Source organism: Enterococcus canintestini (genome assembly GCF_001885735.1).
GTDB classification, from domain to species: Bacteria; Bacillota; Bacilli; order Lactobacillales; family Enterococcaceae; genus Enterococcus_C; species Enterococcus_C canintestini.
In genome coordinates, this window is record NZ_JXKG01000025.1 from 1 (window position 1) to 22,526 (window position 22,526).

Sequence of the window (22,526 nt, forward strand, 5' to 3'; positions counted from 1 at the left end):
GTCGTTTTGACGACTGTCAACAACTTTTTTAAACTTTTTTCAAAGTTTGTTTTCTTAAGAAACACGTTCTCAAGGACAAGTAATAATATACCAACTTTGAAAGTCTAAGTCAACGAAAACTTATTGATTTAACAACATTTTTCGCAATTCTAAACTATAAATTCTAACCTTCAAATAATCGTTCGTCTTTTTATCGAAATCAAACTTTTTAAAACTGGGTTATTTGAAATTTCGTTCGTTAAATTTCAAAGCCGTCTTTTTAAATAATTGTTAAAAAGAGGCTCTGAGTGTTTTCTTTAGCACTTTTTTGATACTATAGCTGTAGAAACTTATTCTTTTTTTTCGTTTAATTTTGTTTTTCAAATCTTTTCTTCTATAGAAAGAATAAATTACTTTTATTACAGGAGGATTTTTATGATGAAAATTTTAGTTGCTGATGATGACAAAGAGATTGTCGAGTTATTGAGCATTTATATTCACAATGAAGGTTATGAAGCGGTGAAAGCTTATGATGGGAAAGAAGCCTTATCAAAGATTCGCACCAACCCTGATATTGAATTAATGATTTTAGACATTATGATGCCGGAAAAAGATGGGATGCAAGTCGTTAAAGAATTACGGAAAGAATCTCAAATTCCAATTATTATGCTTACTGCTAAAACAACGGATATGGATAAAATTAAAGGATTAGTGGCAGGGGCTGATGATTATGTCACGAAACCTTTTAATCCTTTAGAAGTTATGGCACGGGTCAAATCACTTTTGCGTCGGACTAAGATGCAAGTTACACCAGATCAACCGGATATATTAGAAGTAAACTCTTTAATCATTAACAAAGATTCTCACGAAGTTAAAACAATTGACGGTAAAGAAATTCAATTAACCGCATTAGAATTTGGCATTTTATACTTATTAGCCTCTCACCCTAATCGCGTCTTTAGTGCCGATGAAATTTTTGAACGCGTTTGGAAACAAGAAAGCGTAGTTTCCGCTAAAACCGTTATGGTACACGTTAGTCACTTACGGGATAAAATTGAAGACGCTACTGGCGGCGAAAAAGTTATCCAAACAGTTTGGGGTGTTGGCTATAAGATCGATGCAAAATAAAAACAAAAAAAATCAACTTGAAAAAAGAAAACGTATTACCCTAACTTCTAAAGAAATTAGCGAACTTTTGGCTGAAGGTATTGTCACAGTTATCTTATTAATTTTAATTAATGTGGCACTTTTAGTTGTCCTAACGTCTTTTATTCGCAACTCCCCTTCTTTAGAAAATGCCATCTGGGATTCAAAAAATATTTTTGCTCGCCGTTTAGACTCTGATTTTTTCTGGAACGGTCGCAACTTTATTTTGCCGCTATTTTTATTAATCGATGCTGGCGTAGTTTATTGGCGATTAATTCGCCGCTATCGCCAAATGCAATTACGGCATATTATCAGTGAGTTGCATTATATTGCGAATGGCAATTATGATCATCGCATTCCATTTGAATTAAGTGGCGATTTAAGTCGTGTTGTTTCGAGTATTAATGGTTTAGTTGACAGTACAGTGGCTGCGATTGAAGATGAGCGAAAAATTGAGAAATCAAAAGATGAACTCATTACAAACGTCAGTCACGATATTCGCACCCCTTTAACATCCATTATTGGGTATTTAGGATTAATTGAAGACGGGCAATATCAATCAGAAGAAGACTTATTAAAATATACCCACACGGCTTTTGTGAAGGCCAAACAAATGAAATCCTTAGTAGATGACTTATTTGAATACACGAAGGTGAGACAACCCAGTGTGCCAATTAATTTGACTTCTTTTGATATGATTCAACTGGTGGAGCAATTGGCGGCTGATTTTGAGTTAGAAGCCAAAAAGAAAAACATTACGATCGAAGTTTCCTCTCCCAAAGAACAATTAATCATGGATGGTGACACCGAAAAAATCGTCAGAGTCTTTAATAACTTGTTTACAAACGCCTTTAAATATGGCAAAGGTGCAACCAAAATCATTATCCAAGTCGATCAAATTGGCACAGAAGCGGTGATTGTTGTCAAAAACAATGGCGCCATGATTCCAAAACAAGCGCTAGACTCTTTGTTTGATCGTTTTTACCGCGTAGAAGAATCCCGTAACCAAGCGACTGGCGGGACCGGCTTAGGACTTGCCATTACCCAAAGTATCGTGGCTTTACACGGCGGCTATATTTATGCGAAAAGTAATCCAGATTGGACTTCTTTTATCATTCACTTACCGGTCAAAAGTAATGTTTCGCCTAGCGCGCGCAAAGCTGAAGATTACTTGAATGGTTAATACTAAGCAAGAAATATTTTGCATTACTTTTTTGACCGCAATCGATTAAGATGGCAGTTGACGAAATTTGAAAAGTTGAGTATGCTAAAGCTAATCAGATAAGAAGACGAGAAAACCTAGTAAATGGTGTAACTTTAAAGAGAGCTGATGGTGGTGAAAATCAGCAGGCCAAGCCATTGAATCCAGTTTTTGTTGACGTACGCTTATGATAAATAAGCGCGGCTGACTGACGATACCAGTCGACAAGGGCAGCGTAAGCTGAACTTGGGTGGTACCGCGAACAAACTATTTCGTCCCAAGCATTTTGGGATGAGATAGTTTTTTTTATTAACAAAAAAATTGGTAATTGTGTTAAAAGTGGAAAAAGTCTTTTTAGATTAAATCATAAAGCGAGGGAAAAGAATGTTAGATATTAAAATGATTCGCCAAAACATGACGATGGTCAAAGAAAAATTAGCCACACGAGGTGTACCTGCAGATGTCTTAGATGAATTTGTCAAATTGGATGAAGAACGCCGCACTCTTTTAGTAAAATCAGAAGAATTAAAAAAACAACGTAATGACGTTTCCGCAGAAATTGCCCAATTAAAACGCAACAAAGAAGATGCTACCGAAAAAATTGCGGCAATGAAAGCTGTTGGTGCCAATATTAAAGAATACGACACCAAAATTGCAGCGATTGATGAAGAGTTAAAAATGATCGCAACTACTTTACCTAATTTACCAAATGATTCAGTGCCAGTTGGTAAAGACGAAGACGATAATGTTGAAGTGCGTCGCTTTGGTACTCCCCGAGATTTTGCTTTTGAACCAAAAGCGCATTGGGAAGTGGCAGAAAATCTAGAAATTTTAGATTTTGAACGCGGCGCAAAAGTTTCTGGTAGCCGTTTTGTTTATTATCGTGGCTTAGGTGCCCGATTAGAGCGGGCTTTATATAACTTTATGTTAGATTTACACGTATACGAACACGGTTACACAGAAATGATTCCTCCTTACATTGTCAACAGCAACGCCATGTTTGGTACTGGTCAATTTCCTAAATTTAAAGAAGATGTCTTCCAATTAGCGGATACGGATTTAACTTTGATTCCAACTGCAGAAGTGCCATTGACTAATTACTATAACGGTGAAATTTTAGATGGTGCAGATTTACCGATTTATTTTACAGCACTAAGCCCATCATTTCGTTCTGAAGCTGGTAGTGCCGGACGCGATACCCGTGGTTTAATTCGCCTGCATCAATTCAACAAAGTCGAAATGGTAAAATTCTCTGATGCTGAACATTCTTATGAAGAATTGGAAAAAATGACCAATAACGCCGAGGAAATTTTACAAAAATTAGGCTTACCGTATCGTGTCGTTGCCTTATCTACTGGTGATATGGGCTTTTCAGCAGCGAAAACGTACGACTTAGAAGTTTGGATTCCAGCGCAACAAACATATCGTGAAATCAGCTCATGTTCAAACTGTGAAGATTTCCAAGCGCGACGGGCGATGATTCGTTATCGTGATGCAGACGGAAAATTACATTATGCCCACACACTAAACGGTTCTGGTCTAGCAGTTGGTCGGACAGTCGCTGCTATTTTAGAAAACTATCAAAATGCAGACGGCACAGTTACCATTCCAGAAGTTTTAGTTCCTTACATGGGTGGCTTACAAAAAATCGCCAAAGACTAAAGAAAATTAAAATTTAAAGCACTTAAAATTTGCACAGAATTTAGAATAATCAGCGCCTTAGAAAATTAGCCTAAAAAGCTCACTTTTCTGAGGCGCTTTTCTTAATGGAAAACTCTCCTCACAAATAAATCAAATTTTTGCGAAATTTTAAACTTATTGCAGAAGTTACCTCATAAATACCATTTCTTCGCAAAACAAAAGCTGTCATAAGACTGTTGTCACAGTCCATCCTTATTTTTTAACCTCGTTTTTTGTTATATCTGCATTTCTGTTGTGAACACTTTTAATTAATTTAGCTCACTTTTCTAAAAAAATGATAAAATTTAGCCAAATAACGATAATGTAAGCTGTATTGCAATCTTTTTGAGTTGAATGACTATGCCAATAATGGTACAGTGAAAGCAATTACGAACAAATTTAGGGAGTTAGTAAAAATGGAAAATAACAGCACGCGTAGCAGTCGACACTCGCAAAAGCCTAAAAATAATTGGGGCAAGAATATTTTTACACTATTTAGTATTTTATTGGTGGCATTATTTGGCTTTTTTGCCTATACCTTTTATCAAATGAAACAAGCAGAAGCGGCCGCTCAAAAAGCTTTTGAAGAAAAATCAACAGCGCTTTTACAAGAAATTCAAGAAGAGCGAAATCAAAGTGGGATTGCCAGTGAAAAATCAGAGAAAAAAGCAACCGATTTAGTAACTGTTACCTATATACCAAAAAATAATCCTGTTTTTTCTGAAGAAAACAGTAAAAAAGAACTAGCCACGCTAATGAGTAAAGCCAAAGAAAATTTAAAAGATAAAAAAGGGTTAATCGTTGCAAAATTGGAAGTAAATCCGGTCAGTGACCAGCTGGACACTTACGAATTAGTCGCAGAACCTTACGTGTGGCACGATGACAAAGAAAGTTTTACGAAGGGCAAATTGGTAACAAATCAGCCCGCTTATATTACGCATAAAACGGGTAAAGCTGTCACAGTCAAAGACTTAATTCCAGAAGAAGGCGACCTTTTAGGAATCCAACAAGTCATCCAACAAAAGATTTTCAATGAAGCAAAAGATAAAAATGCCGTAATTGATAGTATTTTAGATTTACCACGAATTAATTATCAAAATAAAATTGAATTTACACCAGATGAGTTGACGATTACCTTAGCGCAAAATAAAACCGGCGTCGATAAAGTTACGTTAGATTATAAAGATATTGCCGCTTACGTTAACACCGATTTTGTTAATCCGGAAAAAATTAAAGATGCCTTTCCACAACTTGATCCTAAGAAAAAATATGTGGCATTGACTTTTGATGATGGACCAAATCCCGCCACAACACCAAAAATTTTAGATATTTTAAAAAATAAAAAAGCCAGTGCTACTTTCTTTATGTTAGGTAAAAACGTGAGCGATAACCAAGACATCGTAAAACGAGTCGTAGCAGAGGGGCATGAAGTTGCCAGTCATTCTTACACGCACCCTGTCTTAACTGGATTATCTGATGCCGCCTTGAAAAAAGAAATTCGGGATACTGATAAAGCGATTTTTGAAGCTTGCGGTATTTTACCTCGTAATATCCGTCCTCCTTATGGGGCTGCTGATGAACGTGTTGCCCGCGTTGCCGGCAAACCCATCATCAACTGGGACGTAGATTCTGAAGACTGGAAATCAAAAAATGCTGATATGATTCAAAGCCGTATTAAAGCAACCTTAACTGAAAACGCCATTGTTTTAATGCATGATATTCAACCGGCGACAGTCGCTGCTTTACCGGGTGTCATTGATAACATGCGCCAACAAGGATTTGAATTTGTTTCTGTAGACACACTATTGAAAAAACAACAAAAACCAATGTACGTTTACTTTGGTGCTGATGATTATCGCCTAGCCAAAGACTTATAAAAAGAAAACGCCAAAAGAAGTTGTGATAAGACTATTGTCACAACTTCTTTTTTTGTGGCTAAATAAGTTCCTTGACCACTGCCTTCAATAAACTAAGAGTTCGCTAAAAACTTATCCGTTGTTTGGTGGTAATCACCTACATTGATGTTGCTGACAGAAACATACCGATAAAATCTTTTCCAAATTATTAAGAAATTCTAAATTTGAAAAAAATAACTTACGAAGAATTTTTAGACTTGATACCATAGTTGACGTTGCACAAAACAAGAAAACGTAAAACTGCTTTTAAGCAGGCGTCAGAAAGGAATTTTAAAATGCCAACAAATAAAAAAGAAAGCTGGATTTTTACCGGCTGCATGTGTACCTTAATGGTCTTAGGAATGTCAATTTATAATATTGCTTTACAAGGAGAACTATCATTTATTGCGGTGATTAGTGGTTTTCCCTTTGCATTTTTAGTCGCCCTTTTACTCGATGTTTTCGTCGTCGGCAAACCTGCCAAAAATATTGCATTACGTTTACCAACCAATAAAGAAAAAGGCTGGCAAGTAGGTATTTCGATTAGTGTATGTATGATTTTAGGCATGGTTACTTTTATGTCCGTGTTTGGTATTGTGATGGAAATGGGTTGGCAACATTTAAATTGGGGCACTTATTTACATACCTGGTTATTTAATCTGATAATGGCCTTACCATTACAATTAATTATCGTGCGTCCCCTTGCCGTCAGTGCTTTGAAATTGAGTCGACGTAGCGCCTTAAAAGCAGAATAAGCTGATTAAAAAAACGACAATCTTTTAAGCTAAAATAAAAAACGAGTATCCCTTAATTTGGATACTCGTTTTTTATTTTGTAAATTAGCGGAAACACCTTGCCCTAAGGCTACGATTAAGATTCAACCGAATAGTTTGGTGCTTCTTTTGTGATTTGGACATCATGCGGATGTGATTCTTTCAAACCATTGCCACTCATTTGAACAAATTGCGCATTATCCCGTAGTTGTTTCAAGTCAGCTGCACCAACATATCCCATCCCAGATTTTAAACCACCAATCATTTGGAAGATAATATCAGAAACGCTACCTTTATACGCTACACGGCCTTCAATTCCTTCTGGGACAAGTTTATTAGCTTCATTAACACCACTTTGGAAATAACGATCGCTCGAACCTTTTTCCATTGCGCCAAGAGAGCCCATCCCACGGTAAGTTTTGAAGCGACGTCCTTGATAGATTTCAAATTCACCAGGAGATTCATCTGTACCAGCTAACATTGAGCCTAACATTACCGCATGTCCGCCAGCTGCTAAAGCTTTGACGATATCACCAGAATATTTAATCCCACCGTCAGCAATAATGGCTTTACCATATTGACGTGCAACAGAAGCAGCATCATAAATCGCAGTTAATTGGGGAACACCCACACCAGCCACGACACGCGTCGTACAAATTGAACCAGGACCAATCCCAACTTTGACGACATCCACACCAGCATCATAGAGTGCTTTTGTACCTTCAGCTGTGGCAACGTTTCCGGCAATCAAAGTTGCAGCTGGGAATTTAGCGCGAATTTCAGCAATTTTACGTAACACACCGGCACTATGGCCATGAGCAGTATCAATTACAATCGCATCTGCACCGGCATCAAGTAATGCTTGTGCTCGTTCAAACGTATCACTGGTGACACCAACAGCCGCGGCAACTAATAAACGACCGTGTTCGTCTTTTGCGGCATTAGGAAACTCAATTACTTTTTCAATATCTTTAATCGTAATTAAGCCACTTAAACGACCGTCTTCATCAACGATTGGTAATTTTTCGATTTTATGTTTTTGGAGGATATTTTCAGCGTCTGCTAATTTGGTACCTACTGGGGCGGTAACCAAATCATCTTTAGTCATAACATCTGCAATTTTAATGCTATAGTCTGTCACAAAACGCATGTCACGGTTAGTAATAATGCCGACTAATTTGCGATTTTCCATTGTTTCGACAATCGGCACACCACTAATGCGGTATTTTGACATTAAATGTTCAGCATCTTGGACTAAATGGTCCGGAGTTAAGAAAAATGGATCAATAATAACGCCAGATTCCGAACGTTTCACTTTGCGCACTTCATCAGCTTGCATCGCGATACTCATATTTTTATGGATGACCCCTAAACCACCTTGACGTGCCATCGCAATCGCCATTTTACTGTCTGTCACAGTATCCATGCTGGCAGAGATGATTGGAATATTCAAACGGATATTTTTCGCTAGTTGGACCTGCATATTCACATCATTTGGTAGGACGTGACTTTCGCCTGGAATTAATAAGACATCATCGAAAGTTAGACCTTTTTTAGCGAATTTCGTTTCCCAGTTAGACATTGTAAATACCACTCCTCAGTTTTATTTTTATCTATGAAACTAACAGAAAATATCCGACAAGTCAACAGCCCAAATTGTTTACGTAATATTCTGAAAATTCAGTAGTGACGCCATTAGACAATGTTCGGAAAAAATCAGCTTTTTGTTTAATAAAAATACGTTTCCTGACCCCTCCTTTAATTACACTAAACACCATTTATAGATAAAAAAACTAAATGAGTTCCTCCAACTTTCAAAAAATAAGACGGCCTTTTAAATAATTGTGTTTTTATTTCTTAAGTTTTTTACTTATTGACATTAAAAGTTCAAAAGTTCATTCGTAAAATTAGATCAAAAAAAGAGGTTGTGACAAAAGTCTTGTCACAACCTCTATTTCCGAATAAACGGTATGACAGAAGCAGCTTCTTCGGAAATAAGACGAAATTCCCCAAAATTTGAAAAGCAATTTTCGGAAATTTCGTCTTATTTCTTGAAACTGGTCGCTTTTGTCACAACCTCTTTTGCTACTAATTAATTTTTGGGAATAGTCAATGAACCTTCGATGTTGTATTTTTTCTTCAAATACCAACGTAAGGCAAAAACTGCAGCCCCTAAAACTAATTGGATAAATGGATCCAAGACAATGTTAAATGGCAACATTGCACTGACAGTAAAGACTAAAATCCATAAGAAGAAAACTGGTACCAAAATAAGCATTGTCTTCCACAGTTTTGGCCGTTTACTCTTATCCGCACCGGGACGTTCGTATTGATAAATGTATTTATACATTAAGTAAAAAGCATAACCCCCAAATAATGAGGCAATAATTAATGTTAATAAACCATAAGTTTGTTGCCCAGTATCTTTAGTGAATAAACGCATTAAACCTAACATCACTGCAAATAAACCAAAGATAAACATGACGTTATCGGCCCACATCAACACAGGACGCGTTTCTTTTTTAGGTTCGGGTTTAGCTAAAATCGCTTCGGTGCGTTCTGAAACAGTACCAAAGAGTTGACGCGCGGTTTTCCCGCCTTTTTGTTCTTTGACTAAAACTGGCAGAATTTCATTTAAAGCTGTAGCCATTTCTGCTTCAGATAAGTTTGCTGCTTCTAAAGATTTCTTCAAATCAAAAATATATTGTTGGTTACGTTTGGTTAGTTGCGGTTCTAATGCGCGGTTTTCTGCAACCATTGCGCGTAGTGCTTCTGCATCCATGAATGACTTCCTCCTGAACTTCTTTTACAAAGGGCATTTTACCACATTGCAGCCAAGATGACACCGTTTTTTTAGACGTTGAAACGGAATAACATGACATCGCCATCTTGTACCACGTAATCTTTACCTTCCAAACGGACACGTCCTGCTTCTTTAGCCGCGTGCATATTACCGTATTTATTTAAATCTTCAAAGGAAACTGTTTCTGCTCGAATGAAGCCTCGTTCAAAGTCGGTGTGAATAATACCAGCTGCTTGGGGTGCTTTAATCCCTTTGCGGAAAGTCCAAGCCCGCACTTCTTGTTCACCGGCAGTAAAGTAAGTTGCAAGTCCTAATAAATCATAAGCGGCGCGAATTAATTGATCTAAACCAGATTCTTCAATTCCCAAAGCTTCCAAAAATTCTGCTTTGTCTTCATCATCTAATTCAGCGATTTCTTCTTCAGCACGAGCACAAACTACAATAACTTCAGCATTTTCAGTCGCTGCAAAATTGCGCACTTCTTGAACATAGTGATTATCATCTGCATTGGCCACGTCATCTTCTGAAACGTTGGCAACATATAAAACAGGTTTTGTTGTTAATAAGAACAAACTTTTCACGATTTTTTGTTCGTCATCAGAAAATTCAATCGTACGAGCAGATTGGCCTTCTTCTAAAACCGGTTTGATTTTATCTAACACTGCTAATTCTGCAACAGCGTCTTTGTCTTTGGTTTTGGCAACTTTTGCTACTCGTGTATAGCGTTTATTAATCGACTCTAAATCCGCTAAAACAAGTTCCAAGTTGATCGTGTCAATATCTTCTAATGGATCCACACGTCCTTCAACGTGAGTAATATTGTCATCGTCAAAACAACGAACAACGTGACAGATAGCATCCACTTGGCGAATATGGCTTAAGAATTGGTTTCCCAAACCTTCCCCTTTACTAGCACCTTTTACAATGCCGGCAATATCCGTAAATTCAAAAGTTGTTGGAACAGTCTTTTTCGGATGCACAAGTTCAGTTAAACGTTGCAAGCGCCAATCTGGTACTTCCACCATCCCTACGTTTGGATCAATGGTAGCAAAAGGATAGTTCGCAGCTTCTGCACCTGCTTTTGTGATTGCGTTAAATAAAGTCGATTTCCCTACGTTTGGCAAACCAACGATTCCGGCAGTTAAAGCCATGATTTCTTCACTCTTTCTTTTTTTAATTATAAAGTTGATTGAGCTTGGTTAGAAAAGGAGGAATAAGTCGGAAAAATTGGAAAGTCGTTTTCGGACTTTTTTCTTATCCGCACCTCTTCTAGCTCATCAGCTTTCTCCCACTATTAAGTGGGCATGAAACTATTTTTCTGGTGCTTTTTCCAGTATCTTCTTCATTTTTTTCTCAAAATCGCGGCGGGTCATCATGACGATGTGGCCACAATTGGTACATTTAATTTTAATGTCAGCGCCCATGCGAATAATTTCCCAACGGTTTGCTTGGCAAGCATGGGGTTTTTTCATTTCCACGATGTCACCTAAATCGTACATTTAAATCCTCCTCGTTTTAACAAAAATTTTAGACGAAACTAAGCTTCGTCAAAATGAATATCTAAAATATCCAAAATACGCGTTAAATCACTTTGAGATAAATATTCAATCTCAATTTTTCCTTTGCCGTCTTTTTCTAAAATTTCGACGTTAGTCCCAAATTTATCCATTAGACGATCTTCACCTTCCCGCAAGTAATAAGGTTTTTCTTTCACAACCCGCGGTGGTGTTTTCTTTTCTACTTTTTTCTCATTCAGTGTATTGACGAGTTGTTCTAACTGGCGCACAGTCAAATTTTCTTTGACACAGCGATTGGCTAATTTCAAAATTTGACTTTTATCTTTTAACCCTAATAACGTCCGCGCTTGACCCATGGAAAGACGGTCGTCTTGCACCATTTCTTTAACCAATTTGGGTAATGTTAATAATCGTAAATAATTGGCGATATACGGGCGACTTTTGCCTAAGCGTTCAGCAACTTCGGCTTGGGTTAATTTCAAGTTTTTCATTAGCATCTCGTAGGCTTCGGCTTCTTCTAACGGATTCAAATCTTCCCGCTGCAAGTTTTCTAATACTGCCACTTGCATCATTGATTCTTCATCAAAGTCACGAATAATTGCTGGAATTGTTTCCCGTTGTGCTAATTTTGACGCTCTAAAACGACGCTCCCCAGCAATAATTTCATACCCTTTTACTGCTGATTTGCGCACGATAATCGGTTGAAATACGCCAGAACGTTCAATGGAAGCAGCAAGTTCTTGCAAAGACGCTTCATCAAAAGTTTTACGCGGTTGATAAGGATTTGGTCGCAATTCACTTAACGGAATATCAACGACCTCTTCGGTTTTTACATCCACTTCTTCCAAATCTTGCAAATCTTGAAACAAAGCATCGATGCCTCGACCTAAACCTTTACCTTTATTTTTCACGAGACAACACTTCCTTTGCTAGTGCTTGATAAACTTCGGCGCCTTTTGAACTTGGATCGTAATCAATAATTGATAAGCCGTGGCTTGGTGCTTCTGAAAGACGCACATTCCGAGGAATAATTGTATCATAAACTTTCTCTTGGAAATAGCGACGCACTTCTTCTACCACTTCTGCGCCAAGATTCGTTCTGGCATCATACATTGTCAATAATACCCCTTCAATTTCAAGGCCGGGATTGAAATGCTTTTGCACTAACCGCACTGTATTTAATAACTGACTCAAACCTTCTAACGCATAATATTCACACTGTACTGGAATTAAAATCGAGTCACTAGCAGTAAAGGCGTTGATCGTCAAATGCCCCAATGATGGTGGACAATCGATAAAAATGAAATCATAATCGTCTTTAATTTCTTCTAACGCTGATTTCAAGCGAGACTCTCTGGCCATCATGGAAGTCAATTCAATCTCAGCTCCTGCCAACTGAATTGTCGCCGGCACAATGTCCATATTTTCCCGTGAACTAGGTAAAATTGCTTCTTTAATAGGTTCTTCATTGACTAATACATCGTAAATATCTTTGGCTACATCTGGCTTACGAATACCCATGCCACTTGTGGCATTACCTTGGGCATCGATATCGACTAATAAGACTTTTTTGCCGATAAAAGCCAAACAAGCTCCTAAATTGACTGTTGTGGTCGTCTTACCGACGCCACCTTTTTGATTTGCCACCGAAATAATTCGTGCCATCCTCTTATCTCCTTTAATAAAAGTTGTAACGGCTCGTTTGAAAAAGGAGGAATAAGTCGGGAAAATTAGAAAGCTGCTCTTTAGCTTTTTCATTTTTCTACTTATTCTCGACTTTTTCAGCCGTAGAAACTAGATACCTATAAAAGTTGAGTGAGCTCGTTTGAAAAATGAGAGACAAGCTCAAAATAGATCACTGACGCTTTTTTGTCAGTTAGCTATTTTTACTTGTATCGATTTTTTCAGCTCAAGAAACTAGATAACATAAAAAGTTGAGTGAGCTTCTTTAGAAAAGGAGGAATAAGTCGGAAAAATTAGAAAGTCGCTCTAAGACTTTTTCATTTTTTCACTTATTCTCGACTTTTCTAGCTCAAGAAACTAGATAACATAANAGTTGAGTGAGCTTCTTTAGAAAAGGAGGAATAAGTCGGAAAAATTAGAAAGTCGCTCTAAGACTTTTTCATTTTTTCACTTATTCTCGACTTTTCTAGCTCAAGAAACTAGATAACATAAAAGTTGTAACGGCCTATTTGCCGTCAAATTATAAATTTTATTTCTAATAAAGCATTTTTTCGAAAATCGCGCACTATTTTAGCGGTTGTTTGTTTGGTGTACCTGGCTTGCGAGGATATTTTTTAGGTGTTTCTTTTTTCTTTTGAATGACTAAAATATGTCGCGCATCGCCATTTGGTAAGGCTAATTCTTTATCTTCAATGAATTTTCCCCCAAGTGTCGCAATCGCTTTTTTAGCTTCTGCTAATTCTTCGTCGGACTTAGCTGCTTTTAAAGCAAAGAAAAAGCCGTCTTTTTTGACTAAAGGTAGGCATAATTCTGCTAAAACATTTAAGCGGGCAACTGCTCTTGCTGTTACATAGTCAAACTGACCACGAAATTCAGGATTTTGCCCAAAAGTTTCGGCGCGATCATGATAAAAATAAACATCCGTCAAGTTTAAACTTTGCGCCAAATGATTTAAAAAGGTAATCCGTTTATTGAGCGAATCTACGATAGCTACTTTTAAACTAGGAAAAGCAATCTTCAAAGGAATGCTTGGAAAACCCGCTCCCGCGCCAACATCACAAATGGACGCTTCGGGATTCAACTCCACAGCTGCACCAAGCAAAATTGAATCGTAAAAATGCTTCAAATAAACTTCTTTTTTCTCTGTGATAGCGGTCAAATTCATTTTCTCATTCCACTCCACTAACAATTCATAATACTTTTCAAACTGTTGCATTTGGAGTGGGCTAAGTTCAATGCCTTTTTTAGCTAACTGTTGCTGAAATTCTTCTGGTAACATTGCCTTTTCCTTTCTTTTTTGTGAAACAAATTTTTGTTTCACGCTTTCTCTACTTTAACGCAAATGGACGTTTTTCGCAATGGGGGCAGATTGGTTTTTAATTGTGTATTTAAGGATTTAAAAAATTCTGTAAATTTATTTGTATTCTGAATTATAAAAAGTCACACCGTTTAAAATAATTGACTTTAGACAGCTTTTTTGTTTTAATGGTTTAAAATTATCGACGAAGGAGATTTTAATATGCCTCATGATTTAACGCACTTAAAAAATGAATTTACTGCGAGCAGTGACTTTCTAATTGCCTTAGGGGACGAAAAACGGCAAGCAATTATTGTGGCATTATTAGCTGAAAAAGCCTGTAATGGATTACGCGTTCCTGATTTGACAGAAGCCACTAACTTATCTCGTCCGGCCGTTTCCCATCATTTGAAAATTTTAAAACAAGCCAAGTTAGTAGATTATCGCCAAGAAGGAACGAAAAATTATTATTACTTATCTCACGATACAACAGAAATTGATAAGTTAAAAACACTCTTAGATCATGTCACACAAATTATTCAGGAGGCAGAAAAATGAAAGTACTGATCGTATTAACCAACACAACCCATTATGGTGAAACAGATGATGCCACGGGACTATGGCTGGGAGAAGCAACAGAATTTGCCGCAGAATTACAAAAACATGGGATTGAATATGACTACGTTAGTCCAAATGGCGGTTATGTTCCGATTGATCCTCGAAGTATGAAATACACCAACGAAGAAATTATGGACTTTTACAACACAGCTGATTTTAAAAAGCGGGCTTTAGCAGATTCTTTGCCTGTTGAAGCAGTTGATCCCAAAGATTATGACGCCATTTACTTCACTGGTGGCCACGGTGTAATGTGGGACTTTCCCAATAATGACACCTTGCATAAGCTTTCTTTAGATATTTACAAACAAGGCGGCTATGTGACTTCAGTTTGTCATGGGGTAGCAGGGCTTTTAAACTTACAAGATGATAACGGTAATTACTTAATTAAAGATAAAAATATTACTGGCTTTACGACGAGTGAAGAAATTTTAGCCGGTAAAAAAGGAGTCGTGCCCTTTTTAAACGAACACGTCGCCAAAGAACGGGGCGCTCATTTCCAAAAGAAACGCGCCTACAGTGAATTTGCCATTCAAGATGGCCAACTCATTACCGGACAAAATCCATTTTCTGTTAAAGCGGTGTCTAAAATTTTGATTGAAAATTTGCAAAAGTAAGCTAATTATAAAAATGAACAATCAAAAAAGTGAATCCTTTAAATAAAGGACTCACTTTTTTACTACTCTTTCGCTAAAATAGTTTCAAGTAGTGCTAAAACACGGCGGACTTCACTATTTTTGACAATCGGCTCGCCGCCATTTACTACCACATCGTAGAAGTTGGCGTAAAAACTTGGATACGGTGTTTCAACTGCTGGTAAAGATAAAACTTCGGTTGCATCTTCGCGAGGAGGGGCCATGGTTTTGGTTAATCCCACACCAGCTTGAATAGGTTTTGGTGCCGCTGTTTCTTCATGGGTGGCTTTGACCATTTTGCCATTTAAATCCCAGTCTGAAATAAGCGCCGTCCCTTCCATGCCTTTGACATACCAACGTGGTAACGGAATATAGTTGGTGGTGCCCACTTCAATTATAACTTTAACCCCATTTTCAAACGTTAGATAGCTATGAAAACCATCGTCTACTTCATCTCCTAAAATATAGCTCAAATCAGTCTGAATCGTTTGCAGTGGACTATCAATTAAAAATAGCAGTTGATCAAATAAATGAACGCCCCAATCTAGTAACATGCCGCCACCATGTTTTTGTAGATGGCGCCAGTCACCGGGAATCCCATTGGCTCCTTGCACGCGCGATTCAATTTGGAATAAATCGCCTAGCGTTTTTTCTTGATACATTTGGCGAATCATTAAAAAGTCTGGATCCCAGCGTCGATTTTGATGCACCATAAACGTCCGCTCACACTTTTTAGCTTCGGCTAAAATTTCATCTAATTCTTTTGTATTCATAGCAACTGGTTTTTCACAAACCACGTGTTTACCTGCTTTTAAAGCTGCAATTGCTAATTCTTTATGGCTATCATTGGGTGTTGCAATTAAAACGGCATCCGTTGTTTCATCTTCTAAAAGTTCTGGTAAACTTTCATACGCTAAAAATCCATCGGCTTGCGCGACATCCTGGCGTTCAGATTTAATATCATAAACTCCTTTTACAGCCACAACTTCACTGGACTTTTTCATAATGGTTTTGGCATGATAAGAACCCATGCCACCATAACCAATAATCGCAAATTGTAATGGTTTCATTCTTTTACTCACTTTCTTTTAAAACTCATAATTTCCCTTATCTTTAAAAAAATTACGCCCACCACATATCGGTTGGTGTGTCATGAATCATGACAGAACGCAAATTCGTCACCGCTCTTTGTAACCCTTCATCAATGGACATCAAAGGATCTTCATGCTCAATACTTAATACATAATCGTAGCCGTATAACCGCAACGCCGAAATAATATCAGACCAAACTTTTAAATCGTGCCCACAACCTACGGAACGGAAATTCCATGAACGTGTTTTAACATTGCCATAAGGCTGCATATCAGTCAGTCCATACATATTAATATTGTCTTGATCCAAATACGTATCTTTGGCATGGAAGTGATGAATTGCCCCAGCTTCGCCTAAAATTTTCACTGCCGCGACCGGATCAATTCCTTGCCACCACAAATGACTTGGGTCCAAGTTACAGCCAATTGCTTTACCGGTAGCTTCCCGTAAACGCAACATCGTATAAGGTGTATGGGCTAAAAAACCACCATGTAATTCAATCCCGATTTTAACTCCAGCACTTTCGGCTACTGTGTTAATTTCTTGCCAATAAGGAATCAATTTTTGTTCCCATTGATAATTATAATTATCGCTATATTCTGTTGGCCACGGCAAAACAGGCCAGTTGACTTGGGTATCTGTTTCATTACCGCCACTCACGCCAGAGAAACCATTTACGATAGGAACATTCATTAATTGAGCTAATTTAATCGTTTTTTGCAATAATTCATCTGCTTCTTGGGCCACTGATTTTACCGGTGAAATCGGATTGTGATGACAACTTAAAGCCGAAATCGTCAATCCTTTATCGGCTAATTTCGCCAAGTATTCTTTACGACTATCTCCAGAAGCTAATAATTTATCAATGTCCAAATGGGCATTACCAGGAGATCCGCCGGTGCCAATTTCTACAGTTTCCAAACCATAACTGGCTACTTTTTCAATCATTTCATCAAAATTTAGATTATTAAATAATGGGGTAAAAACGCCTAATTTCATTTTTTTCATCCTTTCTATACTCGTTTACTGGTTAATTTTTTTATGTCAGAAAAAATCGTGCTAGTTTTAATTAGCGTTCAAAATAAACCGGCTCACCTGTCGCTGAAGATTGATACATCGCTTCTAAAATTTCTGTAACAACTAAGGCTTGCTCTGGTTTTACTAGTGGCTCTGTGTCATTTAAAACCGCATCGATCCACGCTCTTGCTTCGTTATAAGCGGGATCATCAGCAGTACCGTCATAAAAATCGACGCCGCCTGGTTCTAATTCAATTTTTTTCTCATATAACGTGCTATGATCTTCACCATTAATCGTTAAGCCGTCATTCATATCTGCGCCAGCCTTGGTTCCACACAAAGTAGTTTTGGCTTCTTTAACGTCTAATGAGTTCAACGCCCAACTTGCTTCTAAGAAAATCGTGGCGCCATTTTCCATCGTAATAAAACCAAAAGCACTGTCTTCTACTTTGTATTCTTTTGGATCCCAAGAACCCCAAGCATTAGCTGCATTTTCCATCTCCGCTAATTTACGATAAGCAGTTCCTACGACAAATTTTGGTTTATAATTGTTCATCATCCAAAGTGTCAAATCCAACGCATGCGTTCCAATATCAATTAATGGGCCGCCACCTTGCGCTTTTTCATCTAAAAAAACACCCCACGTTGGCACTGCCCGACGTCTAATTGCGTGAGCTTTACCAAAATAAATCTCGCCTAACTCCCCTTCGCTACACACAGTATGTAAATATTGGGAATCTTTACGAAACCGATTTTGATAGCCAATCGTTAACTTTTTCCCCGTCTTTTTTGCAGCTTCTACCATTGCCTTTGCCTCAGTAGCCGTTTTCGCCATTGGTTTTTCACACATTACATGACAGCCAACTTCCATTGCCGCAATTGAAATTTCAGCGTGAGAACTGTTGGGCGTTAACACATGGACTAAATCTAAATCACACGCTGCTAACATTTCTTGATAATCGCTAAAAACTTTGGCGTTTTCACTGCCATATTCTTTACAACTTTTTTCTGCCCGATCTAAAATGACATCACAAAAAGCCACCAATTCAACTTCCTCAATTTTAGCCAAGGCCGGTAAATGTTTACCCGTAGCAATTCCGCCACATCCAATAATTCCCACTTTTAAACTCATAATTATTTCTCCTTATTTGAAAACGTTTTATTTTCTTTATTATAAAAAAAGCCCGCATCAAATTCCTCCCACATCCTTAGCCAAAAATTCCCAGATTTTATCTTTTTTTCTTTTAAAAATACGCTATACTAAAGAAAAGCTGAAGGAACTCGTTCAGCTCTCAAGTAATAAGAGAAAATCTTGATAAATTGCTTTCCAAATTTCTTGAAATTTTAGCTTATTGTCGCAGCGAGTTAGTTTATGAAGCTAGATCAATAGAAAAGCTAAAGGAAGTGGGTAGCTCTTTGGAAAAATCTCAGAAATTCGTTTTCTGGTGCTCTTTACCAGAAACTAATTTTTGAATTTTTCCCGAAGAGTTGCTTCCTGTGCTGGATCAAAGAAAAGCTAAAGGAACTCGTCCAGTTCTCAAGCAATAAGAGAAAATCTTGTTAAATCGCTTCTCAAATTTCTTAGCATTTCGACTTAATGTCGCCAAGAGTTTGTCATAAAACTAAAGGAACTCGGATCAAAAACAGTCGATAACTTTTATTAATCCTACTCAAATGAGGTGAAAAGATGAGTTTATATTTAGAAATACCCGAATTACATAGCGCATTTCCTTTTCGAACTTTTATTAATGATGGCTGGGAAATTGTCTATCCTCACTGGCACAAGGAAATTGAGGTTATTTATTGTTTAACTGGCACTGTTAAACTGGGAGCTTTTGGAGAAATTTTTGAATTAGCAGAAGGGGAGATTTTTTTCTTTCCGAGTGGCGAACCTCATTTTTTCTTGGCGTCTCCAGACAGTCAACGAATCGTTTTCCAATTTGATTTGCGCTTTTTTTATGAGCAAAATAATTTAGTCACAACCGACCGTACTTTGTTGCAACTGTTTGATGAAGCACCAAATTATAGCCGAGACTGGCCCACTTCCGCGCAAAAAGAAATTAATCAGTTGTTGCGCGCTATTTTTAACTGCCATGAAGAAAAAAATGAAGGCTGGCAATACGGTGTGACAGGTCTTTTGACCCAATTTATTTATGCTTTATATCAGTTAGCGCCAAAAGATGATGTCAAACAAAGTAAGGTCAAAGAAAATTTGAAAAGTCGCGAAACTTTAGAACTATTGGATCAAATTTTTGAATACGTCGAGGCGAATTTCGACTCCCCGATTACTTTAGAAGCCGCTGCCCGCCAAGTAGGCTTTAGTGAAACATATTTTTCCCGCTTTTTTAAACAAAAAGTTGGCCTACCTTTTTCACAATATTTAAAAGAATATCGGATTGAACAAGCGAAGTTTTTATTGGCCACAGAACACTCGCCAATGAGTGAAATTGCAGCGAAAGCGGGCTTTGCCAACGTTAAAACGTTCCATCATGTTTTCAAAAAAACAGTTGGCTGTGCACCGTTACAATATCAAAAGCAACTAAAATAAATTAAAAATAAAGTGAAAAAAAGCGAGAAAAAATTTTTTGTTGTAGCTTAAATAAAAAATTTCTGCCCACACTTTCTTTTTCAATGATGTATTTACGATTGACTGACTGTTTTACTAGTACAAAAAGGCTGTGACAAATTTTGCCACAGCCTCCTATTTCCGAATAAACATTGTGACAGAAGCAGCTTCTGTCACAACCTCTTAATGATTTAATCTTCATCTAAAGAAAGTTCTGACGCTAAACGCGGTACTGTTGCTTTTTTCACTGCAAAGAATTTACGTGTTTCTTTAACTACAACTGGACTTAATAAAATCAGCGCGATAATATTCGGAAACGCCATCAAACCGTTGCAAATATCGGCGATGGTCCACACAGCTGAAACAGTCAGATAAGGTCCAATGAAAACCGCCGCAACATATAAAACTTTGAAGAAATTGGCAAATTTATTAGTATTAAACAAATAAGCCAAGCACCGTTCTGCGTAATAATTCCATCCCAAAATCGTCGTGAAAGCGAAAAACACCAAACATATCATCAGTAAAAAAGAAACAATTGGTGCAGACAGTGGCAATGCCTCACTAAAGGCGTAGATAGTTACCGCTGCGCCATCTTTACCGATTTTCCACGCATCCGTTAATACAATTGCCATCCCTGTCATATTACAAACGATAATCGTATCAATAAATGTACCGGTCATCGAAACTAAACCTTGTCGGACTGGTTCTTTGGTACGGGCCGCTGCGGCTGCAATCGGCGCACTACCAAGTCCTGATTCATTGGAGAAAATACCCCGAGCGATTCCTTTTTGCATCGCAATCATCATCGCACCCAATGCTCCACCTGCCGCGGCTTCAAAGCCAAAAGCACTACGAAAAATTAAAGCGATCACACTAGGCAATTTTGCTGCGTTTAAAACAATTAGCCACAAACACAAGCCGACATATAAAAGAATCATCGCTGGTACAATAATTTCAGAAACTTTGGCAATTCGTTTAACACCGCCAATTAAAACTCCGGCCACACAAATCGTCACCAGTAAGCCCGAAATAATAACAGCCCAAGAGTAGTGATGCCCAAATAATTGTAGGCTATGATTTTTATTGGGATCAAAAAAAGTTTCTGCCGCTGAAGTAATCCCGTTAATCTGTGTTAAGGTTCCAATTCCTAATAAACCGGCTAAAATACCAAATAAAGCAAAGGCTTTACCAAGGGGACGCCATTTTTTTCCTAACCCTTTTTCAATGTAGTAAAAAGGACCTCCCAGTGCTTTACCATCGGAATCAAAGGAGCGATACTTGACCGCTAATAGACCTTCTGCGTATTTTGTCGCCATCCCTAAAAGTCCTGCTAGTTCTAACCAAAACAATGCGCCAGGACCACCGGCGACAATCGCTGTTGCCACACCGACAATATTTCCAGTTCCAATTGTCGCCGATAATGCCGTACACAAAGCCTGAAAACTAGAGACATCTCCTTTGCCGTCCTCTTCATCTTGCACCATGAATTTCAATGCCAATGGCAATTTTTTCAGCTGAATAAAACGGCAACCAACCGTTAAAATCAGACCAATGCCCAAAATTAGCAAAATCATGGGAGCTCCCCAAATAAAATCGTTAATTTTTACAAGCAACTGATTCATTTTACGCCTCCTTTTTCACTATTGTTAAAAATAAACAAGAACCTAAAGTCTATCATAAAAAACGGATAAAAACTTTAATTTACCGTGCCATTTTTAACAAAAATTCTCGCTGTCTATACAATTTTTACTTCACCGTTTCCAACCAACTTTTTATTTTTGTAATAATCTGAATATTTTGCCATTTTATCAGCTTTTCACTACCTTTTCTACCAATTTGTGATTTTTTTAGCTTAATTAGTAGTGAATGTTCGGATTTTTACCATTATTTTTCCAACAAAAAAAAGACAGCGAGAAAATCTCGCCATCTTTTTATCCCTCGAGGGTAATCAAAAAATAAGAAGTCCTTATTTTACTTTGGCGACAAAATCCAACAACTGCTTTTTATCGTAAAGCTGATGATTACATTTTTCACTGTCGACACAAATATAGTTACCTTTTTTCGTGTAAGTGCCATCTCCACCCTTTTTAGTCGTAGCTAAAAATAACGCGACTTCACTGGTTTTATGACAAATGGAACAAACATTTTTCAAAACATTACTTGAAAAGTTACCTTTTAAACCTTGTAAGCCCTGCTCATCATAATACAGTAGGAATTTTTGCTGCTGGCCTGGATCGTTCCAACCAATATAGGTATGTTCTTTTAAGTCCATCGCGTCAAAATTTGGTAAGTGTAATTTTTTAGTCTTGCGAAAAACTTTTTCCACTTGTTTTGCACTTGGCGCAACAAAAGGCGTAACATGTTCTTTTAATCCATTTAAATAACGCTCTGCTGAAGCTTTAGTCAAATGAGGATCTAAAATAAATTGAAGCAATTCTTCCTTTTGAGTCGAATCCTCGGGCAAAATTTCATTAATTTTTTCAGTTGTTAAAGCCTGAACGGCATTGACTGTTTGTTTGTCATTGACAGATTGATAAACATTAATCAAATCGTCAATTGCTTTTGCTAGGGCAAAATAGTGATAAGGTTCTAGTTTCATAATATTTTCCTTTCTCCAAACCGCTGAG

Annotated in this window: 20 protein-coding genes; 8 read left to right on the forward strand and 12 right to left on the reverse strand. The window is 37.6% G+C overall.

What is annotated here, in order from left to right:
• Positions 1–417 precede the first annotated feature (417 nt).
• The 5 genes from croR to RU96_RS11165 all read left to right on the forward strand — a co-directional run bounded on the left by croR (position 418) and on the right by RU96_RS11165 (position 6,656).
• A complete protein-coding gene (croR, locus tag RU96_RS11145; RefSeq protein WP_071865609.1) occupies positions 418–1,107 on the forward strand; it encodes a response regulator transcription factor CroR in 690 nt (229 codons plus the stop codon).
• A complete protein-coding gene (locus tag RU96_RS11150) occupies positions 1,097–2,308 on the forward strand; it encodes a sensor histidine kinase (RefSeq protein WP_071865588.1) in 1,212 nt (403 codons plus the stop codon). The genes croR and RU96_RS11150 overlap by 11 nt, the downstream gene beginning before the upstream one ends.
• A 402-nt stretch (positions 2,309–2,710) precedes the next feature.
• Complete coding sequence (gene serS / locus RU96_RS11155) at positions 2,711–3,988, forward strand: serine--tRNA ligase (RefSeq protein ID WP_071865589.1); 1,278 nt, start codon at positions 2,711–2,713, stop codon at positions 3,986–3,988.
• 434 nt (positions 3,989–4,422) lie between these two features.
• Positions 4,423–5,883, forward strand: coding sequence for a polysaccharide deacetylase family protein (locus RU96_RS11160; RefSeq protein ID WP_071865590.1), 1,461 nt, complete (start codon positions 4,423–4,425; stop codon positions 5,881–5,883).
• Positions 5,884–6,197: 314 nt separating this feature from the next.
• Positions 6,198–6,656 (forward strand): DUF2798 domain-containing protein, encoded by a 459-nt coding sequence (locus tag RU96_RS11165; protein ID WP_071865591.1) that lies wholly within the window; start codon positions 6,198–6,200, stop codon positions 6,654–6,656.
• A gap of 115 nt (positions 6,657–6,771) precedes the next feature.
• Here the strand turns inward: RU96_RS11165 and guaB are convergent, their stop codons facing one another.
• The 7 genes from guaB to rsmG all read right to left on the reverse strand — a co-directional run bounded on the left by guaB (position 6,772) and on the right by rsmG (position 13,956).
• A complete protein-coding gene (guaB, locus tag RU96_RS11170) occupies positions 6,772–8,256 on the reverse strand; it encodes an IMP dehydrogenase (protein WP_071865592.1) in 1,485 nt (494 codons plus the stop codon).
• A gap of 510 nt (positions 8,257–8,766) precedes the next feature.
• The gene (locus tag RU96_RS11175) at positions 8,767–9,456 is read right to left on the reverse strand and encodes a DUF1129 domain-containing protein (protein WP_071865593.1); all 690 of its coding nucleotides are present in this window, start codon (positions 9,454–9,456) and stop codon (positions 8,767–8,769) included.
• A gap of 71 nt (positions 9,457–9,527) precedes the next feature.
• Positions 9,528–10,628, reverse strand: coding sequence for a redox-regulated ATPase YchF (ychF, locus tag RU96_RS11180; RefSeq protein WP_071865594.1), 1,101 nt, complete (start codon positions 10,626–10,628; stop codon positions 9,528–9,530).
• Between the two features lie 159 nt (positions 10,629–10,787).
• Positions 10,788–10,976: a DUF951 domain-containing protein gene (locus RU96_RS11185; RefSeq protein ID WP_071865595.1), complete on the reverse strand. Its 189-nt coding sequence runs from the start codon at positions 10,974–10,976 to the stop codon at positions 10,788–10,790.
• 38 nt (positions 10,977–11,014) lie between these two features.
• Positions 11,015–11,905, reverse strand: coding sequence for a ParB/RepB/Spo0J family partition protein (locus RU96_RS11190; RefSeq protein ID WP_071865596.1), 891 nt, complete (start codon positions 11,903–11,905; stop codon positions 11,015–11,017).
• The gene (locus tag RU96_RS11195; protein ID WP_016173305.1) at positions 11,895–12,659 is read right to left on the reverse strand and encodes a ParA family protein; all 765 of its coding nucleotides are present in this window, start codon (positions 12,657–12,659) and stop codon (positions 11,895–11,897) included. Before RU96_RS11195 ends, RU96_RS11190 begins: the two co-directional genes overlap by 11 nt.
• Before the next feature lie 583 nt (positions 12,660–13,242).
• Positions 13,243–13,956 carry a 16S rRNA (guanine(527)-N(7))-methyltransferase RsmG gene (rsmG, locus tag RU96_RS11200; protein WP_071865610.1) on the reverse strand — a complete coding sequence of 238 codons (714 nt, stop codon included), beginning with the start codon at positions 13,954–13,956 and terminating at the stop codon, positions 13,243–13,245.
• Positions 13,957–14,196: 240 nt separating this feature from the next.
• On the opposite strand from rsmG, the gene RU96_RS11205 reads away from it, so the two are divergent.
• Together RU96_RS11205 and RU96_RS11210 are read left to right on the forward strand one after the other, a co-directional pair.
• The gene (locus tag RU96_RS11205) at positions 14,197–14,532 is read left to right on the forward strand and encodes an ArsR/SmtB family transcription factor (RefSeq protein WP_071865597.1); all 336 of its coding nucleotides are present in this window, start codon (positions 14,197–14,199) and stop codon (positions 14,530–14,532) included.
• Complete coding sequence (locus RU96_RS11210; protein ID WP_071865598.1) at positions 14,529–15,206, forward strand: type 1 glutamine amidotransferase domain-containing protein; 678 nt, start codon at positions 14,529–14,531, stop codon at positions 15,204–15,206. The genes RU96_RS11205 and RU96_RS11210 overlap by 4 nt, the downstream gene beginning before the upstream one ends.
• Before the next feature lie 62 nt (positions 15,207–15,268).
• Here the strand turns inward: RU96_RS11210 and RU96_RS11215 are convergent, their stop codons facing one another.
• The 3 genes from RU96_RS11215 to RU96_RS11225 all read right to left on the reverse strand — a co-directional run bounded on the left by RU96_RS11215 (position 15,269) and on the right by RU96_RS11225 (position 18,465).
• Positions 15,269–16,294: a Gfo/Idh/MocA family protein gene (locus tag RU96_RS11215; protein WP_071865599.1), complete on the reverse strand. Its 1,026-nt coding sequence runs from the start codon at positions 16,292–16,294 to the stop codon at positions 15,269–15,271.
• Positions 16,295–16,346: 52 nt separating this feature from the next.
• Positions 16,347–17,315, reverse strand: a complete 969-nt coding sequence (locus RU96_RS11220; RefSeq protein ID WP_071865600.1) for a sugar phosphate isomerase/epimerase family protein — start codon at positions 17,313–17,315, stop codon at positions 16,347–16,349.
• A gap of 70 nt (positions 17,316–17,385) precedes the next feature.
• Complete coding sequence (locus RU96_RS11225) at positions 17,386–18,465, reverse strand: Gfo/Idh/MocA family protein (RefSeq protein WP_071865601.1); 1,080 nt, start codon at positions 18,463–18,465, stop codon at positions 17,386–17,388.
• Between the two features lie 555 nt (positions 18,466–19,020).
• Between RU96_RS11225 and RU96_RS11230 the strand changes: the two genes are divergently transcribed.
• Entirely contained in the window at positions 19,021–19,881 is an 861-nt protein-coding gene (locus RU96_RS11230; protein ID WP_071865602.1) for an AraC family transcriptional regulator, read from the forward strand.
• Between the two features lie 209 nt (positions 19,882–20,090).
• Here RU96_RS11230 and RU96_RS11235 read toward each other — a convergent pair whose 3' ends face one another.
• Entirely contained in the window at positions 20,091–21,521 is a 1,431-nt protein-coding gene (locus RU96_RS11235; protein ID WP_071865603.1) for an alanine/glycine:cation symporter family protein, read from the reverse strand.
• A gap of 344 nt (positions 21,522–21,865) precedes the next feature.
• Positions 21,866–22,498, reverse strand: a complete 633-nt coding sequence (locus RU96_RS11240) for a FusB/FusC family EF-G-binding protein (protein WP_071865604.1) — start codon at positions 22,496–22,498, stop codon at positions 21,866–21,868.
• Positions 22,499–22,526 lie beyond the last annotated feature (28 nt).

What these genes read in the sequence shown, in the direction of transcription:
- RU96_RS11240 (WP_071865604.1), bottom strand. Translation starts at nt 22,498, where the DNA reads ATGAAACTAGAACCTTATCACTATTTTGCCCTAGCAAAAGCAATTGAC.
- RU96_RS11235 (WP_071865603.1), bottom strand. Translation starts at nt 21,521, where the DNA reads ATGAATCAGTTGCTTGTAAAAATTAACGATTTTATTTGGGGAGCTCCC.
- RU96_RS11225 (WP_071865601.1), bottom strand. Translation starts at nt 18,465, where the DNA reads ATGAGTTTAAAAGTGGGAATTATTGGATGTGGCGGAATTGCTACGGGT.
- RU96_RS11230 (WP_071865602.1), top strand. Translation starts at nt 19,021, where the DNA reads ATGAGTTTATATTTAGAAATACCCGAATTACATAGCGCATTTCCTTTT.
- rsmG (WP_071865610.1), bottom strand. Translation starts at nt 13,956, where the DNA reads ATGTTACCAGAAGAATTTCAGCAACAGTTAGCTAAAAAAGGCATTGAA.
- RU96_RS11205 (WP_071865597.1), top strand. Translation starts at nt 14,197, where the DNA reads ATGCCTCATGATTTAACGCACTTAAAAAATGAATTTACTGCGAGCAGT.
- serS (WP_071865589.1), top strand. Translation starts at nt 2,711, where the DNA reads ATGTTAGATATTAAAATGATTCGCCAAAACATGACGATGGTCAAAGAA.
- RU96_RS11195 (WP_016173305.1), bottom strand. Translation starts at nt 12,659, where the DNA reads ATGGCACGAATTATTTCGGTGGCAAATCAAAAAGGTGGCGTCGGTAAG.
- RU96_RS11175 (WP_071865593.1), bottom strand. Translation starts at nt 9,456, where the DNA reads ATGGATGCAGAAGCACTACGCGCAATGGTTGCAGAAAACCGCGCATTA.
- ychF (WP_071865594.1), bottom strand. Translation starts at nt 10,628, where the DNA reads ATGGCTTTAACTGCCGGAATCGTTGGTTTGCCAAACGTAGGGAAATCG.
- RU96_RS11160 (WP_071865590.1), top strand. Translation starts at nt 4,423, where the DNA reads ATGGAAAATAACAGCACGCGTAGCAGTCGACACTCGCAAAAGCCTAAA.
- RU96_RS11150 (WP_071865588.1), top strand. Translation starts at nt 1,097, where the DNA reads ATGCAAAATAAAAACAAAAAAAATCAACTTGAAAAAAGAAAACGTATT.
- RU96_RS11210 (WP_071865598.1), top strand. Translation starts at nt 14,529, where the DNA reads ATGAAAGTACTGATCGTATTAACCAACACAACCCATTATGGTGAAACA.
- guaB (WP_071865592.1), bottom strand. Translation starts at nt 8,256, where the DNA reads ATGTCTAACTGGGAAACGAAATTCGCTAAAAAAGGTCTAACTTTCGAT.
- RU96_RS11215 (WP_071865599.1), bottom strand. Translation starts at nt 16,294, where the DNA reads ATGAAACCATTACAATTTGCGATTATTGGTTATGGTGGCATGGGTTCT.
- RU96_RS11185 (WP_071865595.1), bottom strand. Translation starts at nt 10,976, where the DNA reads ATGTACGATTTAGGTGACATCGTGGAAATGAAAAAACCCCATGCTTGC.
- croR (WP_071865609.1), top strand. Translation starts at nt 418, where the DNA reads ATGAAAATTTTAGTTGCTGATGATGACAAAGAGATTGTCGAGTTATTG.
- RU96_RS11220 (WP_071865600.1), bottom strand. Translation starts at nt 17,315, where the DNA reads ATGAAATTAGGCGTTTTTACCCCATTATTTAATAATCTAAATTTTGAT.
- RU96_RS11165 (WP_071865591.1), top strand. Translation starts at nt 6,198, where the DNA reads ATGCCAACAAATAAAAAAGAAAGCTGGATTTTTACCGGCTGCATGTGT.